Genomic DNA, 16,040 nt, shown 5'->3' with positions numbered 1-16,040 from the left:
CTTGCATTCATCAATAAGGAATCGTCATCATGACCGCAACAACCGCAACCAACGCAACATCCGCAACAACCGCCGCAAAGCCCATCCTCGAACTCGACAACGTAAGCTACTCGTACACCAAGGGCGGCAAGAAGGTGCTCAAGAACATCACGCACGCCTTCCGCATCGGCGAAGTGCACTCCATCACCGGACCGTCCGGCGCGGGCAAGACCACGATGCTCTCGCTCATCTCCGGCCTCGCCAACCCGACCGAAGGCAAGGTGCTCTACAACGGCAAGGACCTCGCCAAACAGGACCGCTACGACTACCGCAGCCACGACATCGGCGTGATCTTCCAGAGCTTCAACCTGCTGCCGCAGCTGACGGTGGCGGAGAACATCATGCTGTCCATGGACGCCTCCGGCAAGAAGTTCGACAAGCCGAAGAAGGAGCTCGCGGTGGATCTGCTCGAACAGGTGCACCTGCCGGCCGAGTATGCGAACGAACGCATCCTGCACCTGTCCGGCGGCGAGCAGCAGCGCGTGGCGATCGCGCGGGCCCTCAGCTACGGGCCGTCCGTGATCGTGGCCGACGAGCCGACCGGCAACCTCGACATGGGCACGCAGGAGGACATCATGTCGATCTTCCGCACGCTCGCCCACGAGCAGGGCGTGTGCGTGATCATCGTCACCCATTCGCCCGAAGTGGCCGCCGCCAGCGACGAAGTGTTCGAACTGGCGCCGCTGCGGAGGCGGTGATGCGCGGCCGGGCGCGGGCGTAGAAGGCGCTTGTCAAGGATTGTGTGGGCATAGACGGTACGCTGAGGGGGCTTCCGAGCTCTCGTGCTGTACCGTCTATGCCCACGTTTGTTGTTTCGGGCCTGTTGTGGTTGTTCGATTGACGTCGTTTGGGCGCGACATGGATGGCTTGAAATGGGATGCATTCCGCCATGCGGCAGGAAAGGGGGTAGGATGGGAGTTGCTTGGGAGACGAGGGTCATCGTACGACGCCGTGCGTTCGTGTGTATGCATCGGGCGGCGCGTGTGTTTGCGCGTGGGAGTCTCGTTTCCAAGAAGACATGAAGAGCTCCGAGGAAAGGTCCGCGCATGGTTGTTGCGCAGCATTATTCCGGCGTCACTCGCAACGCCGATCCCACCACCACTCTGAAGGCCGCCACCGCGGGCGTTGCCGCACTCGTCGCGGTCGCCACGATGACGCCGGGCGCGATCGCCGCCGAAACGAACCCGACTCCGGCCGTCGCTGCCGTGGCCGAGGCGGGTGATGATCTGGCGCAGGCGCAGGCCGCGCTTGCCGCCGCGAAGAAGACGGTTGCGGAGAAGCAGGCCGCGTTGGATGCCGCGAAGAAGCTCACCGCCGGTGATTTCAAGGATGACGCGGACGTGAAGGCCGCGTCCGACGCGCTCGCCAAGGCCGAGGTTGAGCAGAAGTCGGCCGAGACCGCGGTTGCGGACGCGCAGAAGGCGTACGACGCGAAGATCAAGGAGCTGGGCATCGACCCGCAGCAGCTCGCCGCCGCGCAGAAGGCCGCGTCCGACGCGAAGACCGCGTACGATGCGGCGCAGGCGCTTGCCGACGCGAAGGGTAAGGCGGTTGAGGCCAAGTCTGCCGAGGTTGCCAAGCTGGCGCAGGCGAAGACGGCTGCCGATGCGGCGTTGGCGGAGGCGTCGAAGAAGGCCGAGACTGCGAAGCAGGCTGCCGATGATGCGCAGTCCGCCGCCGACAAGGCCGGTGCGAGCGCGGAGGCCGTGGCCGCGGCTCAGAAGAAGGTCGATGAACTGACCGCTGCCGCAAAGGCGGCTCAGACTGCCGCGGACAAGGCTGCTGCGGAGAAGCAGGCCGCGCAGAAGGTCGCCGCCGATGCGAAAGCCGCTGCGGACAAGGCCGCTGGCGAGCTTGCCGCTCTGCAGAAGCAGCATGAGGCTGCCGTGGCGAAGGTGGCTTCGGCGAAGCAGGCGTTGGATGCGGCGAAGGCGTATGAGAGCCTTGCCACGCTCAAGCAGGCGTACGAGCAGGCGCAGAAGGATTACGAGTCCAAGCAGACCGCGGCCGGCAATGAGAAGACCGCGGCCGAGTCTGCGCAGAAGTCCGCCGATGATGCCAAGACCGCCGCCGAGAACGCGCAGAAGACGGCCGATGCTGCCGCGGCTGCGATTGCGGATAAGAAGAAGGCCGCTGATGCTGCTCAGTCGCAGTTGGACAAGGGGCTGCTTGGCTTCCTTGACGAGAATGGTTCCGACGCTGCGAAGAACATCATGAACAATGATGAGACGTTCAAGAAGTGGGTGAAGGACGGATGGGTCAGCGAGGGTGAACGGAGCTCGTTTGCTCTTTCCAACGTGCGTAGGAGTCTGTCCTATATTGACTATTCCAACCAGCTTCGTAAGAATAATAATCTGCCTGCGTTAAAGGTTTCTGACTACCTTATGTTCACTAGTGCGGCTGACAATGAAGCTATTCAGCACAATGGGTTCGAACATCCTCGGGTTGAGGGGTGGAAAACCGATGAAAACATTGCTGCTGCTGGTACTACTGGGGTGGATTTCAACCCCTTTGGTGGCTGGTACGATGATGAAAAGAAAACGTTCGATTTCTGGTCGGCAGATGATCCGGAATTGGAGGCTCATCGTACTGACGCGCTCTGGGTGTACCAGAACAGAAGTGATATTTTTGCCAGCACTGGTCATTATCTCAACATCATCGATAAGAATGCTATTGTTACTGGATATGCCATGGGATATCAGGAAAATTCCAATGGGACGAATGGCGTTTATGCTACACAGAATTTCCTTGGTGAGTATTGGGGTGAGAATCTTCCTGCGGGTGAGCAGAAGGTTTATGCGACGACTGCTGATTTCTTGAAGGCGATCAACGATTGGGAGCAGTCGAAGAAGGATATCGTCGCCGCGTATTCGACTGCGAAGGCTGATGCTGATAAGGCGCAGGCTGAGGCGAAGTCTCTTGCTGAGGCGGCTTCGCAGAAGCGGCAGGCTGCTGATGAGGCGGTTGCCGCGCAGAAGTCGGCGGAGCAGGCCGTGGCCGACCAGTTGAAGGTGGTCGAGTCCGCGAAGAAGGCGTATGAGGATGCGGCGAACGGCAAGCCGGTTGACCCGCCGTCGCCGGAGGAGATCGCCAAGTTGCAAAAGGCGTATGACGATGCCGTTGCAACCGAGGCGAAGCTTGCCGGCGAGGTGAAGGCGAAGTCGGCTGAGTCGACCAAGCTGAACGATACGGCGACCGCGGCGAACAAGGCATTGGCCGAGAAGACCACGGCGGACGCCGCGGCGGGCAAGGCGCTGGAATCCGCGAATAGTGCGTTGAAGACGGCTTCGGATTCGTTGTCGTCGTTGAAGGGCCTGCGCGGCAAGGCCGATGCCGCGGCTGCGGCCTATCAGCAGGCGGCCAAGACGGAGGCCGAGGCGAAGACCGCCGCGAAGACGGCCGACGACGCGTGGAGCACGGCGAACGCCTCGTTGGAGTCGCTGGCCAAGGAACAGCAGGCGCTGCAGGCCGATGCGGACGCGAAGAAGACGGCATGGCAGCAGGCTGACAAGGCGTGGCAGGATTTGGTGACGGCTTCGGGCAGCGAGGACGTGCTGAATCTGAAGAAGGCGTTGGATGCGGCGAACGCGAAGCTGGAGGCCGCGAAGCAGGGCCAGCGGTCCGCGCAGAAGGCGTTGGACGATCTGGTCGCGAAGAAGGTGTCCGAGGCTGTGGCGAAGGCCGAGGCCGAGTTGAAGGCCGCGGTGAAGGCCGAGGAGGAGGCGCAGAAGAAGGTGGACGAGCTGACCCCGTCCACGCCGGATCCGACGCCCACCCCGACCCCGGATCCGGAGCCGTCTCCGGAACCCGAGCCGACGCCGACCCCGACGCCGCAGGCGGAGTCGCAGGACGTGTATCGCCTGTACAATGCGCATACCGGCGAGCACTTCTATACGGCGAACTCGGTGGAGCGCGACGTGCTGTCGGCCCGCGGCTGGACGTATGAGGGCGTGGGCTTCAAGGCCGCCAAAAAGACCGGCGTTGAGGTGAAGCGCTACTACCGTGCCGGTGGCAAGCACATGTTCACCACGAGCAAGGCCGAGCAGGCGACACTGGCGAAGGCCGGTTGGACGTATGAGGGCGTCGCGTTCCTCGCACCGGAGGACAAGGACGGCACGAATGACGTGTACCGCCTGTACAACGCGAAGAACGGCGACCACCTGTTCACCGTGAGCGCGGCGGAGCAGACCACGCTCGCCCAGCGCGGCTGGAACGACGAGGGCGTCGGCTACCTCGCCGTCAAGTAATCCCAATTCGCATCACCCATAGCAACGTCCCGCGAGCCCATCCCGGCCCGCGGGACGTTCCGTATTCTCCTTCACCCATGCCGCATGGACGATTGACGGCTCTTTGCAGGATGACGCGTTCGCCCGGCCTGTGACATCGGAATCGCGCTGTCGCGCGATGCTGTGCTGTCAGCGGCAGCTGTAGCTGCCGCTGACAGCACGATTCCGATACCTTGGACCACACGCTCATATACGCCATCATGCGAAGAGTCCCTTTTCGGGAGACGATGGGCGCGGGGATGGGGTAGGGTGGCGGGTATGCCGATTTCCGCAGAAGTACTGGCCAATGTGAAGGCCGAACGCATCCGTCGTGTATCCGATCTCGCCAACCGCCGCAGCCGCGAACGGTACGGGAAATTCCTGATCGAAGGACCGCAGTCCGTGCGCGAGGCCGTCACGTGGCAGCCCGAAGTCGTGCGCGACCTGTACGTCGAGGCCGCCGGCAGCGACCCGGACTCGCCGTTCGCCAACCCGACCATCGCGAAGATCGCGGGACGCGCGCTGCAGCATGGCATCTACGTGCACAAGGCGACGCGCGACGTCATGGCGAGGATCAGCTCCGACGCGCAGGGCATCGCCGCGGTCGGCGACATGGACGCCATGCGCGAGGCGCTGCGATACGACGAGACGAGGCACGACGGCGACGGCGAGCCGTTCGTCGCCGCGTTCTGGCAGGTGCGCGACCCGGGCAACGCCGGCACGGTGATCCGCGCGGCCGACGCGGCAGGCTGCGACGCGGTCGCGCTCGTCGACGAATGCGTGGACCCGTTCAACCCGAAAGTCATCCGCTCCACCGCCGGATCGCTGTTCCACCTGCCGATCGTGGCGATGGGAACTGACGAATTCCTCGCGTGGTCGCGCGGACAGAACATGGCGGTGATCGCGGCCGACGTGTACGGCACCGACGGACGCAGCCCCGAATCCCTACCGGACGTGCTCGCCGAACGCCGCGACGCGAAGGCCGCCGGCGCAAGCCCGGCCGGTGAGGCGATCCTGTTCGGCAACGAGGCGCGCGGCCTGCCCGAAACGCTGCTCGCGCAGTGCGACCGCATCGTGTCCATTCCGATCTACGGCAAGGCGGAATCGCTCAACCTCGGCACCAGCGCCGCGGTGATGCTCATGAGCCTCGCCATGACGCGGTGACGCGAACGGGTGACGTCAGCACGGCCCATGCCCGTATGGGATGCGCACGGCGACGCGCGGCCCGTATGGCCCGCGCGGCCGGCGGCATGACGTGTCCGCGCATCGGCCGATGTGAACCCTCACAGCCGGCCTATGTCGAGTCGTCTGGGAAGAATGGACAGTTGGTAAAACGCTTGAAAAACGCATGTTTTCACGCATGCGACGCTTGCAAGTCAAGGAAAGGGTGCTCGTGGCAGAAGCGCAATTCGATGCCCAGTCGGTGACCGATGCGGTGACCGACGGCATTGCCAAAATCGAGAACGCCTCCACTTCGGAGGAACTGAAATCCATCAAAAGCGAGGTCATTTCGGCGCTGACCCTCGCCAGCAAGGGCATCGGCGCCTTGCCCGTCGACCAGAAGAAGGACGCCGGCAAGCTCATGAGCAAGCTGCGCGCCGACTTCGGCCGCGCGTTCGGCGCCAAGGAGGCGCAGGTCAAGGCCGACGAGGAAGCCAAGGCGCTCGCCGCCGAAACCGTCGATATGACGCTGCCCGTCGAGCGCAAGCCGCTCGGCGCACGCCACCCGATCTCCAAGGTCATCGAGGACGTGGAGGACTTCTTCACCTCGATGGGCTGGCAGATCTCCGCCGGCCCCGAAGTGGAAACCGAATGGTACAACTTCGACGCGCTCAACTTCGGCCCCGACCACCCGGCCCGCCAGATGCAGGACACGTTCTACGTCAAGGGCAATCAGGCCAAGGACGCCGCCGGCTTCGTCGGCTCCAACATGGTCGTGCGCACGCAGACCTCGTCCGATCAGGTCCGCGCGCTCCTCACCCGCGGCGTGCCGCTGTACATTGCGTCCCCGGGCCGCGTGTTCCGCACCGACGAGCTCGACGCCACCCACACGCCGGTCTTCCACCAGTGCGAGGCGCTCGCCGTCGACAAGCACCTGACCATGGCCGACTTGAAGGGCGTGCTCGACAAGCTCGCCGTGGCCATGTTCGGCCCCGAGGCGAAGACCCGCCTGCGCCCGAGCTACTTCCCGTTCACCGAGCCGAGCGCCGAGCTCGACCTGTGGTTCCCCGACAAGAAGGGCGGCGCCGGCTGGCTCGAATGGGGCGGCTGCGGCATGGTCAACCCGAACGTGCTCAAGTCCGCCGGCATCGACCCGGACGTGTACACCGGCTTCGCGTTCGGCGTCGGCATCGAGCGCACGCTGCTGCTGCGCCACGACATCAACGACATGCACGACCTCGTCGAAGGCGACGTGCGATTCAGCGAACAGTTTGTGATGGGGGAGTGAGATAGCCCATGCCCATGATCGATATCGATTGGCTCAAGGACCACGTCGAGGTTCCCGCGGACCTCACCTATGAGCAGCTCGCCAAGGACCTCGTGCGCGTCGGCCTCGAGGAGGAGGAGATCCATGCCTCCCAGGTGACCGGCCCGATCGTCGTCGGCTACGTGGTGGACGCCACGCCGGAACCGCAGAAGAACGGCAAGATCATCAACTGGTGCCACGTCGACTGCGGCCCCGAATTCAATGAGACCGACGAGAACGGCAACAAGGTGCCGCGCGGCATCATCTGCGGCGCGCCCAACATGAAGGCCGGCGAAAAGGTCGTCGTGACCCTACCGGGCGCCGTGCTGCCCGGCGACTTCAAGATCGAGCCGCGCAAGACCTACGGCCACATCTCCAACGGCATGTGCGCCTCCGAGCGTGAGCTCGGCCTCGGCGACAACCACGACGGCATCATCCTGCTGCGCAACTACGGCTTCACCCCGGCCGAATACGACGCGCTCAAGCCCGGCGACGACGCGATGCACCTGCTGCATCTCGACCAGCCGCTGCTCGAGATCAACATCACGCCGGACCGCGGCTACGCGTTCTCCTACCGTGGCGTCGCGCGCGAATACCATCATTCGACCGGCGCGGCGTACGTCGATCCGGCGATCGAGTACGGCGAGAAGGCCCCGGCCGCGACCGGCGACCCGAACGTCAAGCCCGACATCGAAGTGATCATCGACGACGAGAACCCGATCCACGGCGTGCCCGGCTGCGACCGCTACTACGCGCGCGCCGTGCGCGGCTTCAACCCGAACGCACACACGCCGAACTGGATGCGCCGCCGTCTCGTGCGCGCCGGCATGCGCTCCATCTCGCTCGCCGTGGACGTCACCAACTACGTGATGCTCGACCTTGGCCAGCCGATGCACGCCTACGACATGGACAAGATCGAAGGCCCGATCGTCGTGCGCCGCGCCCATGAAGGCGAGAAGCTGACCACGCTCGACGGCAAGAACCACGACCTGAGCACCGAGGACCTGCTCATCACCGACTCACCGAACGGCGAGCGCGGCTCGCGCATCCTCGGCCTCGCCGGCGTGATGGGCGGCCTGTACGGCGAAGTGACGGCCGAGACCAAGAACATCCTGCTCGAGGCCGCACACTTCGATCAGGTGACGGTCGCGCGCTCCGCACGCCGCCACAAGATCCCGTCCGAAGCGTCCCGCCGCTTCGAGCGCGGCGTCGACACGCAGCTGCAGCCGGCCGCCGCGCAGATGGCCGCCGAACTGCTGTCCCGCTACGGCGACGGCGAGCCGAGCGAGCACCCGGCCGACGTGAACAACGTCGTCTTCCGCCGTCCGATCCACTTCAAGGCCAGCGAAGTCGCCCGCGTGGCCGGCCTGAACCTCGACGTGAACCGCATCAGCGACATCCTCACCGACATCGGCTGCCGTGTGGCCGGCGGCGGCAACGGCGAGTTCTCCGTGACCGCGCCGAGCTGGCGTCCGGACCTCAACGAGCCGTGCGATCTGGTCGAGGAAGTGGCCCGACTCGTCGGCTACGACGAGATCCCGGTCACCGTGCCGCCGGCGCCGGTCAAGGGCGCGGTCGGCCTGACCTCCGAGCAGCGCCACCGCCGCCAGATCGCCAACGAGTTGGCCGAGTACGGCATGGTCGAGGCGCTCAGCTACCCGTTCATCGGCGACGAGGAATACAAGGAGTTCGGCTACGACGCGGACGCGATCAAGCGCGTGAGCGTCGAGGTCGCCAACCCCCTGGCCGGCAACCGCCCGTTCCTGCGCCGCGACATCCTGCCGACCCTCGCCGGCACCGTGCAGCTCAACCTGCGCCGCGGCCTTGAGAACGTCAGCCTGTACGAAATCGGCCACGTCTACCTGTGGGATCCGAACGCGCCGGCCATTCCGGCCCTGCCGGGCGGCGTCAAGCCGACCGACGAGCAGCTCGCCGCGCTCGACGCCGGGCTGCCCAAGCAGCCGATGCACGTCGCCGGCATCTTCACCGGACTGGCCGAAAACGACGGCTGGCTCGGCGACAAGCGTCCGGTCGACTGGAGCGACGCCGTCGAAGCGGTGCGCCGCATCGCCAAGCTGCTCGGCGCGAAGCTGACGCTCGACCAGCCGGCCGCCGCCGACGTGCCCGCCCAGTGGCATCCGGGCCGCGCGGCCCGCGTCATGGCCGGCGACACGTTCGTCGGCATGGTCGGCGAACTGCACCCGCACGTCAACGAGGCGCTCGGCTTCCCGGTCCACTCGGCCGCGTTCGAGCTGGATCTTGACGCGCTGTTCGCCACGCTCGACGGCAAGCCGGTCCAGGCCAAGCCGATCTCCACGTTCCCGCCGGTCAAGCAGGATCTCGCGTTCACCGTGGCCGACACGGTCAGCGCCGATCAGCTGGAGCAGGTGATCCGCGAGGCCGCGGGCGACGCGCTCGAGTCGATCGAGCTGTTCGACGTGTTCACCGGCGACCAGATCGGCGAGGGATTGAAGTCGCTCGCGTTCGCCGTCGTGTTCCGTGCGCCCGACCGCACGCTCACGGCCGAGGACAGCGAGGCGATCCGCAAGGCGATCGTCGACAAGGCCGCCGAACTCGGCGCCCAGCTGCGCGCCTGATCGCGCGGAGCCGAGCCGCACGATGTGAGATGGGGCTTTCCGCCGCAAGGGGAAAGCCCCATCATTGATATGACGACCATGCAAGGATGGTGACCATGACCGATTCCCAGAACACGAACGGCGAGCAGCCGGCCGAAGGCCAGACCGCCGGGGCGGCGTCGAATGACGCGCCGCAGTACGGGCAGTACCAGCAGCCGGAATACGGTGCCATGGCCAGCCAGTATCCGGCGGGATACAATCCGTACGTGTACGGGGCGCCGGATCCGACGCCGGCGACGCTGGCCGCTCCGGCAGCGAACGCGCAGCCGAATGCGGGTGCGGCGGGGCAGGCGAACGCCGGCTACGGACAGCCGCCGTACGCGCCACAGTCCCAGCCGCAGCAGCCGGCCAACGGAGCATGGGGACAGCCCAACCCGTACGTCGCGTCCGGGCAGCAGCCGGCCGGCGGCAACGCGGGTTACGGCCAGCCGCCGTATATGCAGCAGTCGCAGCAGACCGCCGACGGGCACACGCCGCGCTACTTCCACGGCATCGACGTGAACGATCCGCGGCAGAACCCGCTGTACGGGCATTGGGACGCGTACGCGATCATCGCGCTGGTGTGCGCGCTGTTCTTCCCCGTGCCGGTATTGCCGGCCGTGATGGGCGCGATTTCGATGTGGCGCACGCGCATGCTCAACATGAAGGGCTTCTGGCTTGCATTCGCGGCCGTGTTCATCAACGTGTTCTTCACGATCATGAGCGTGTGGCTGATGCTCAACGGCATGAGCGTGCTCGATTATTACCAGCAGATGCTCACTATGCTCGAGGGCGGTTCTGCAGGCAGCGGCGGCACGGACGGGCCGATCAGCGCGTGACGGGAGGGGCTGCGGACTTTCTGCTCCGGATGATCAAGCGTCGCGAGAACGTAATGCGATGGGTTTGACTACCCCTCAGTCACTGCGTGACAGCTCCCCTGACAAGGGGAGCTGAGAAGAATAGGGTGTCTCGAAACGACACTGCATAGTTATGCAATGTACTGCATAAAGTGTATAGTGTCGTGATGTTCACGCACATCAAGGAAAAGAGACATGACATGGCGAAGCATACGGTAGCCGTGGCAGGCGCGACCGGATACGCGGGAGGCGAGGCGCTGCGCATTCTCGCGGCCCACCCCGATTTCGAGGTCACCTGCGTGGCCGGCCATTCGTCGGTGGGGGACAAGCTCGGCAAGCATATGCCGCACATCCCGCAACTGGCCGACCTGACCGTCGAGGACACCACGCCCGAGGCGCTCAACGGCCACGACGTCATCATCCTCGCACTGCCGCACGGCGCGTCCGGCGCGCTGGCCGCCCAGCTCGACCCGAACGCCGTGGTCGTCGACCTCGGCGCCGACCACCGGCTCGAGGACAAGGCCGCATGGGACGAATACTACGGCGGCGACTTCTACGAGCACTGGACGTACGGCATGCCCGAACTCATCGTCGGCAAGGACGCCGACGGCGGCTACCGACGCCAGCGCGAGGCCCTGCCGGGCGCCAAGCGCATCGCCGGACCGGGCTGCAACGTGACCGCCACCACGCTCGCCATGCAGCCGGGCGTCGCCGAGGGTCTCATCGAGCCCAAGAGCATCGTCGCCGACCTTGCCGTCGGCTATTCGGGCGCGGGCAAGAACCTCAAGCGCACCAGCCTGCTGGCCGCCGAGGCGTTCGGCTCCGCCGTGCCCTACGGTGTGGGCGGCACGCACCGGCACATCCCCGAAATCCTGCAGAACTTCGCGCACGCCGCCGGGCTCGACGCTTCTAAGGCCAAGGAGTTCACGCTCGGATTCACGCCGATCCTCGTGCCGATGGCGCGCGGCATCCTCGCCGTCGTCTCCGCGCAGCTGACCGACAAGGCCGCCGCGATGAGCGACGACGAGATCCGCGACGTATGGCTCAACGCCTACGCCGGACAGGATTTCATCAGCGTGCTGCCCGCCGGCACGCTGCCGGCCACGGCCAACATCGTCGGCTCCAACGCGGCCCATGTGCAGGTCGCCGTCGACCGCAAGGCGAACCGCCTGCTCGCCTTCGCCGCCATCGACAACCTCAACCGCGGCACTGCGGGACAGGCCGTCCAATCCCTGAACATCGCACTCGGCCTGCCGGAAGACGCGGGCCTTACCAAGATCGGAGTAGCACCGTGAGCGTGACATTCGCACAAGGCTTCTCCGCGGCCGGCGTGGTCGCGGGCATTTCCGCCGTCGAAGGCAAGAAGGATCTGGCGCTCGTCGTCAACAACGGCCCGCTGGACGCGGCCGCCGGCGTGTTCACCTTCAATCGCTTCTGCGCCGCCCCCGTGCAGTGGAGCCGCAAGGCCGTGGCCGACGGCCACATCAAGGCCGTGATCCTTAACTCGGGCGGCGCCAACGCGTGCACCGGCGAAGCCGGCTACGCGCAGTCCCAAGCCACCGCCGAAACCGTCGCGTCGCTCGTCGGCACGGACGCGAACGACGTCGCCGTGTGCTCCACCGGCCTGATCGGCGAACTGCTGCCGCTCGACAACGTGCTCGCCGGCGCGAAGTACGCCTACGCGGCGCTCGCCGACACGGCCGAAGCCGGTGCGGACGCCTCGCACGCGATCATGACCACCGACACCAAGCCGAAGACCGTCACGCTGGAAAGCAAGGCTGGCTGGCGCATCGGCGGCATGGTCAAGGGCTCGGGCATGATCGCCCCGCAGCTGGCCACCATGCTGTGCGTCATCACCACCGACGCGGTCGTCACGGCCGGGCAGCTTCAGGCCGCGCTCGCCTCCGGCGTCGACACGTCGTTCAACCGCATCGACGTGGACGGCTGCATGTCCACCAACGACACGGTGCTGCTGCTCGCCTCCGGCGCGTCCGGCGTCGAACCCGACCCGGACGAGTTCAACCGGTTTGTCGCCGACGCGTGCGCGTCGCTCGCCCGCCAGATCATCGGCGACGGCGAAGGCGCCAGCCACGACATCCGCATCACCGTCACCGGAGCGACCACCGAGGACGCGGCCCTCGCCTGCGGGCGCGCCGTCGCCGCCTCCAACCTGCTCAAGTGCGCAATCAGCGGCAACGACCCGAACTGGGGTCGCATCGTCTCCTCGCTCGGCACCGTGCCGGTCGACGTCGCACCCTACGACTCGAACAAGGTCACCGTCGACGTCAACGGCGTGCGCATCTGCGAAAACGGCGGCGCCGGACGCGACCGCAGCGAGGTCGACATGACCCCGCGCGAAGTCCACATCGACATCGACCTGAACGCGGGCGACGCGGCCGCCACCGTCTGGACCGACGACCTGACCCACGAATACGTCCACATCAACGCAGACTACGAAAGCTGACAGTACGAGACCATGGCAACAGAACTGAAGGGACCCGGATTCCACTTCGACGTGCACACCGACCTGCGCGCCGACCAGAAGGCGGAAGTGCTCATCGAGGCGCTCCCGTGGCTCGAGGAATTCGCCGGCAAGCGCATCGTCATCAAATACGGCGGCAACGCGATGATCGACGACCATTTGAAGCAGTGCTTCGCCGAGGACATGGTGTTCCTGCGCCAGGTTGGCCTGCACCCGATCGTGGTGCACGGCGGCGGCCCGCAGATCTCGCAGATGCTCAAGGCGCTCGGCATCAAATCCGAGTTCAAGGGCGGTCTGCGCGTCACCACGCCCGAGGCCATGGACGTGGTGCGCATGGTCCTCACCGGCAAGGTGTCGCGCGAGCTCGTCGGCCTGATCAACGCGCACGGCCCGCTCGCCGTCGGCCTGTCCGGCGAGGACGGCGGCCTGTTCTCCGCCATGCAGCGCAAGCCGATCATCGACGGCAAGCCGACCGACATCGGCCTCGTCGGCGACGTGGTGAGCGTCGACGCGTCCGCGGTCGAGGACCTGATCTCGGCCGGACGCATCCCCGTCGTCTCGTCCGTCGCGCCGAACGAGGACGACGCGACCGAAGTGCTCAATGTGAACGCCGACTCGGCCGCCGCCGCGCTCGCCGCCGCGCTGGGCGCCAGTAAGCTCGTCATCCTGACCGACGTGGACGGCCTGTACGCCGACTGGCCCGACCGCAACTCGCTGATCGGCCGCATCGGCGTGGAGAACCTGCGCGACATGCTGCCCGACCTCGAGTCCGGCATGCGCCCGAAGATGGAGGCGTGCGTGCGCGCCATCGACGGCGGGGTGCCGAAGGCCCACATCATCGACGGCCGCAAGCCGCATTCGATCCTGAACGAGATTTTCACCAGCGCCGGCATCGGCACCATGGTCGTGCCCGAGGACGGCGTCGAAATGAGGAGTTCGTATGGTTACTGAGCAAACGGAAAAGCTGGGGTCCGAGGACTCCAAGTGGCTGGGGGAGTACTCCCAGGTGCACATGAACGTGTTCGGCACGCCGCTGCGCGTGCTCGACCACGGCCAGGGCGCGCACGTGTGGGACGTCGACGGCAACGAATACCTCGACTTCCTCGCCGGCATCGCCGTCAACTCGATCGGCTACGCGCACCCCAAGTGGGTCAAGGCCGTCTCCGAGCAGGCCGCCAAGGTCGCGCACACCAGCAACTATTTCGCCACCGAGCCGCAGATCAAGCTCGCCGCCAAACTCGTCGAACTGGCCGGCGCCCCGGAAGGCTCCCACGTCTACTTCGGCAACTCCGGCGCGGAGGGCAACGAGGCGGCCATCAAGCTCGCCAAGCTGTACGGCCGCACCCTGCCCGGCGCCACGCCGTCGATCGGAGGCAAGCCGGCGCGCATCATCGCGCTCACCCACGGATTCCACGGCCGCACGCTCGGCGCGCTGTCCGCCACATGGAAGCCCTCCATCCGCACGCCGTTCGAGCCGCTCGTGCCCGGCATCGAATTCGTCGAGGCCGGCAATCCGATGGCCCTCTACGAGGCGTTCGCCCAGACCGGCCAGGGCCACTACGGCAAGGGCCCGGTCGCCGCGGTCATCATGGAGCTCATCCAAGGCGAGGCCGGCGTGCGCCCGCTCGGCGCGGACTACGTCAAGAAGGTCCGCCAGATGTGCGACATCAACCACGCGCTGCTCATCATCGACGAGGTGCAGACCGGCATGGGCCGCACCGGCAAGTGGTTCGCGTTCCAGCGCGAGGACCTCTCCGGCGGCGTCACCCCCGACATGGTCACCTTCGCCAAGGGCGTGGCCGGCGGCTTCCCGATGGGCGGCATGATCGCCTTCGGCTCCAAGCTGTCCGCGCTGTTCACCCCCGGCTCGCACGGTTCCACCTTCGCCGGCAACCCGCTGGGCGCGGCCGCCGGCCTTGCCACCATCGGCGTGATCGAAGACGAAAACCTCGTCGCCAATGCCGAGGCGCGCGGCCGGCAGCTGCGCGACGGCATCATGGCCACCGGCAACCCGCTGTTCGAATCCGCCCGCGGTCGCGGCCTGCTCGACGCCGTCCAGCTGAGCCACCCGTGCGCGCACGCGGCGATGAACTGGGCGCTCGAACACGGCCTGATCGTCAACGCGGTCGCGCCGGACGCGCTGCGCTTCGCGCCGCCGCTGAACATCACCGAACAGGACGTCGACCAGGCGCTCGCGATCCTCGCGCGCGTCCCGGACGACCTGCCCAACGACTGACGGCGACGGCGTGCGCCGATACCTGCGCCAGTCGAACGCCAATCAACAACGTCACATGAACCGTAAATAAGGAGTACCAATGACCGGTCAGCTTCGCCATATGCTGCGCGACGACGATCTCAACCACGAGGAGCAGAAGCAGGTCCTCGAACTCGGCATGAAGTTCCGCGAAAACCGCTTCTACAAGCAGCCGTTCGCCGGCCCGCAGGCCGTCGCCGTGCTGTTCGACAAGCCCAGCACCCGCACCCGCTCCAGCTTCTCCATCGGAGTCGCGGAGCTCGGCGGCTATCCGCTCGTCATCGACAAGTCCGGCTCCCAGCTCGGCCGCGGCGAGCCGGTCGCTGACACCGCGCGCGTGCTCACCCGCATGGCGTACGGCATCGTCTGGCGCACCTTCGGCCAGGACCGCGTCGAGGAGATGGCCAAGTACGCCACCTGCCCGGTCGTCAACGCCCTGACCGACGACTTCCACCCCTGCCAGGTGCTCGCCGACTTCCTGACCATCGCGCAGTTCCGCGGCGGTGTGGACGCGCTCGCCGGCAAAACCATCGCCTACGTGGGCGACGCGGCCAACAACATGGCCAACTCGTACCTGCTGGCCGGTGCGGTCGCCGGCATGCACGTGCGCGTCGCCGGCCCGTACGGCTACTTGCCGCGCAAGGACATCGTGGCCGACGCCGAGCGCATCGCCGCCGAAAACGGCGGTTCGATCCTCGTGACCACCGACGCGCGCGAAGCCGTGGCCGGCGCCGACTGCATCTTCACCGACACGTGGGTGTCCATGGGCGAAGAGGCCGAGTACGCGATCCGCTCCAAGCCGTTCTGGGACTATCAGGTCAACGACGAGCTCATGGCGCTCGCCAAGCCGGACGCGCTGTTCCAGCACTGCCTGCCCGCCTACCGCGGCAAGGAGGTCACCGAGTCGGTGATCGACGGCCCGCAGTCCGTGGTGTGGGACGAGGCCGAGAACCGCCTGCACGCGCAGAAGGCGCTGCTCACCTGGTTGGTCGGCCAGCAGCGCGGCGACGAGAGTCTGCTCGCCTGATCCACGATCCACGGTCGTATCCGGCGCGCCTGTC

Annotated in this window: 11 protein-coding genes; all 11 read left to right on the top strand. The window is 66.3% G+C overall.

The window, feature by feature from the left end; all coding sequences use genetic code 11:
• Positions 1 to 29: 29 nt before the first annotated feature.
• The 11 genes from KIH79_RS01725 to argF all read left to right on the top strand — a co-directional run bounded on the left by KIH79_RS01725 (position 30) and on the right by argF (position 16,006).
• Complete coding sequence (locus KIH79_RS01725) at positions 30 to 737, top strand: ABC transporter ATP-binding protein (RefSeq protein WP_219057807.1); 708 nt, start codon at positions 30 to 32, stop codon at positions 735 to 737.
• A 348-nt stretch (positions 738 to 1,085) separates the two neighbouring features.
• A complete protein-coding gene (locus KIH79_RS01720) occupies positions 1,086 to 4,286 on the top strand; it encodes a CAP domain-containing protein (RefSeq protein ID WP_219057806.1) in 3,201 nt (1,066 codons plus the stop codon).
• 297 nt (positions 4,287 to 4,583) lie between these two features.
• Positions 4,584 to 5,468, top strand: coding sequence for a TrmH family RNA methyltransferase (locus KIH79_RS01715; protein ID WP_219057805.1), 885 nt, complete (start codon positions 4,584 to 4,586; stop codon positions 5,466 to 5,468).
• A 196-nt stretch (positions 5,469 to 5,664) separates the two neighbouring features.
• Positions 5,665 to 6,753, top strand: coding sequence for a phenylalanine--tRNA ligase subunit alpha (gene pheS, locus KIH79_RS01710; RefSeq protein WP_219057804.1), 1,089 nt, complete (start codon positions 5,665 to 5,667; stop codon positions 6,751 to 6,753).
• Positions 6,754 to 6,761: 8 nt separating this feature from the next.
• Positions 6,762 to 9,368: a phenylalanine--tRNA ligase subunit beta gene (gene pheT, locus KIH79_RS01705; RefSeq protein WP_219057803.1), complete on the top strand. Its 2,607-nt coding sequence runs from the start codon at positions 6,762 to 6,764 to the stop codon at positions 9,366 to 9,368.
• Positions 9,369 to 9,463: 95 nt separating this feature from the next.
• Positions 9,464 to 10,225 (top strand): hypothetical protein, encoded by a 762-nt coding sequence (locus KIH79_RS01700; protein WP_219057802.1) that lies wholly within the window; start codon positions 9,464 to 9,466, stop codon positions 10,223 to 10,225.
• Between the two features lie 218 nt (positions 10,226 to 10,443).
• Entirely contained in the window at positions 10,444 to 11,538 is a 1,095-nt protein-coding gene (argC, locus tag KIH79_RS01695; protein ID WP_219057801.1) for an N-acetyl-gamma-glutamyl-phosphate reductase, read from the top strand.
• Positions 11,535 to 12,707 carry a bifunctional glutamate N-acetyltransferase/amino-acid acetyltransferase ArgJ gene (argJ, locus tag KIH79_RS01690; protein WP_219057800.1) on the top strand — a complete coding sequence of 391 codons (1,173 nt, stop codon included), beginning with the start codon at positions 11,535 to 11,537 and terminating at the stop codon, positions 12,705 to 12,707. Before argC ends, argJ begins: the two co-directional genes overlap by 4 nt.
• A 12-nt stretch (positions 12,708 to 12,719) precedes the next feature.
• Entirely contained in the window at positions 12,720 to 13,676 is a 957-nt protein-coding gene (gene argB, locus KIH79_RS01685) for an acetylglutamate kinase (RefSeq protein WP_219057799.1), read from the top strand.
• On the top strand, positions 13,666 to 14,961 hold the full coding sequence (locus tag KIH79_RS01680; RefSeq protein ID WP_219057798.1) for an acetylornithine transaminase: 1,296 nt from the start codon (positions 13,666 to 13,668) through the stop codon (positions 14,959 to 14,961). Before argB ends, KIH79_RS01680 begins: the two co-directional genes overlap by 11 nt.
• A 79-nt stretch (positions 14,962 to 15,040) precedes the next feature.
• Positions 15,041 to 16,006: an ornithine carbamoyltransferase gene (gene argF / locus KIH79_RS01675; RefSeq protein WP_033493198.1), complete on the top strand. Its 966-nt coding sequence runs from the start codon at positions 15,041 to 15,043 to the stop codon at positions 16,004 to 16,006.
• Positions 16,007 to 16,040: the final 34 nt, after the last annotated feature.

Origin of the sequence: Bifidobacterium miconis, from assembly GCF_019331735.1 — a bacterium.
Lineage (GTDB): Bacteria > Actinomycetota > Actinomycetes > Actinomycetales > Bifidobacteriaceae > Bifidobacterium > Bifidobacterium miconis.
This window is presented reverse-complemented; position numbering and strand designations above follow the sequence as displayed.

What these genes read in the sequence shown, in the direction of transcription:
- KIH79_RS01725 (WP_219057807.1), top strand. Translation starts at nt 30, where the DNA reads ATGACCGCAACAACCGCAACCAACGCAACATCCGCAACAACCGCCGCA.
- KIH79_RS01720 (WP_219057806.1), top strand. Translation starts at nt 1,086, where the DNA reads ATGGTTGTTGCGCAGCATTATTCCGGCGTCACTCGCAACGCCGATCCC.
- KIH79_RS01715 (WP_219057805.1), top strand. Translation starts at nt 4,584, where the DNA reads ATGCCGATTTCCGCAGAAGTACTGGCCAATGTGAAGGCCGAACGCATC.
- pheS (WP_219057804.1), top strand. Translation starts at nt 5,665, where the DNA reads ATGCGACGCTTGCAAGTCAAGGAAAGGGTGCTCGTGGCAGAAGCGCAA.
- pheT (WP_219057803.1), top strand. Translation starts at nt 6,762, where the DNA reads ATGCCCATGATCGATATCGATTGGCTCAAGGACCACGTCGAGGTTCCC.
- KIH79_RS01700 (WP_219057802.1), top strand. Translation starts at nt 9,464, where the DNA reads ATGACCGATTCCCAGAACACGAACGGCGAGCAGCCGGCCGAAGGCCAG.
- argC (WP_219057801.1), top strand. Translation starts at nt 10,444, where the DNA reads ATGGCGAAGCATACGGTAGCCGTGGCAGGCGCGACCGGATACGCGGGA.
- argB (WP_219057799.1), top strand. Translation starts at nt 12,720, where the DNA reads ATGGCAACAGAACTGAAGGGACCCGGATTCCACTTCGACGTGCACACC.
- KIH79_RS01680 (WP_219057798.1), top strand. Translation starts at nt 13,666, where the DNA reads ATGGTTACTGAGCAAACGGAAAAGCTGGGGTCCGAGGACTCCAAGTGG.
- argF (WP_033493198.1), top strand. Translation starts at nt 15,041, where the DNA reads ATGACCGGTCAGCTTCGCCATATGCTGCGCGACGACGATCTCAACCAC.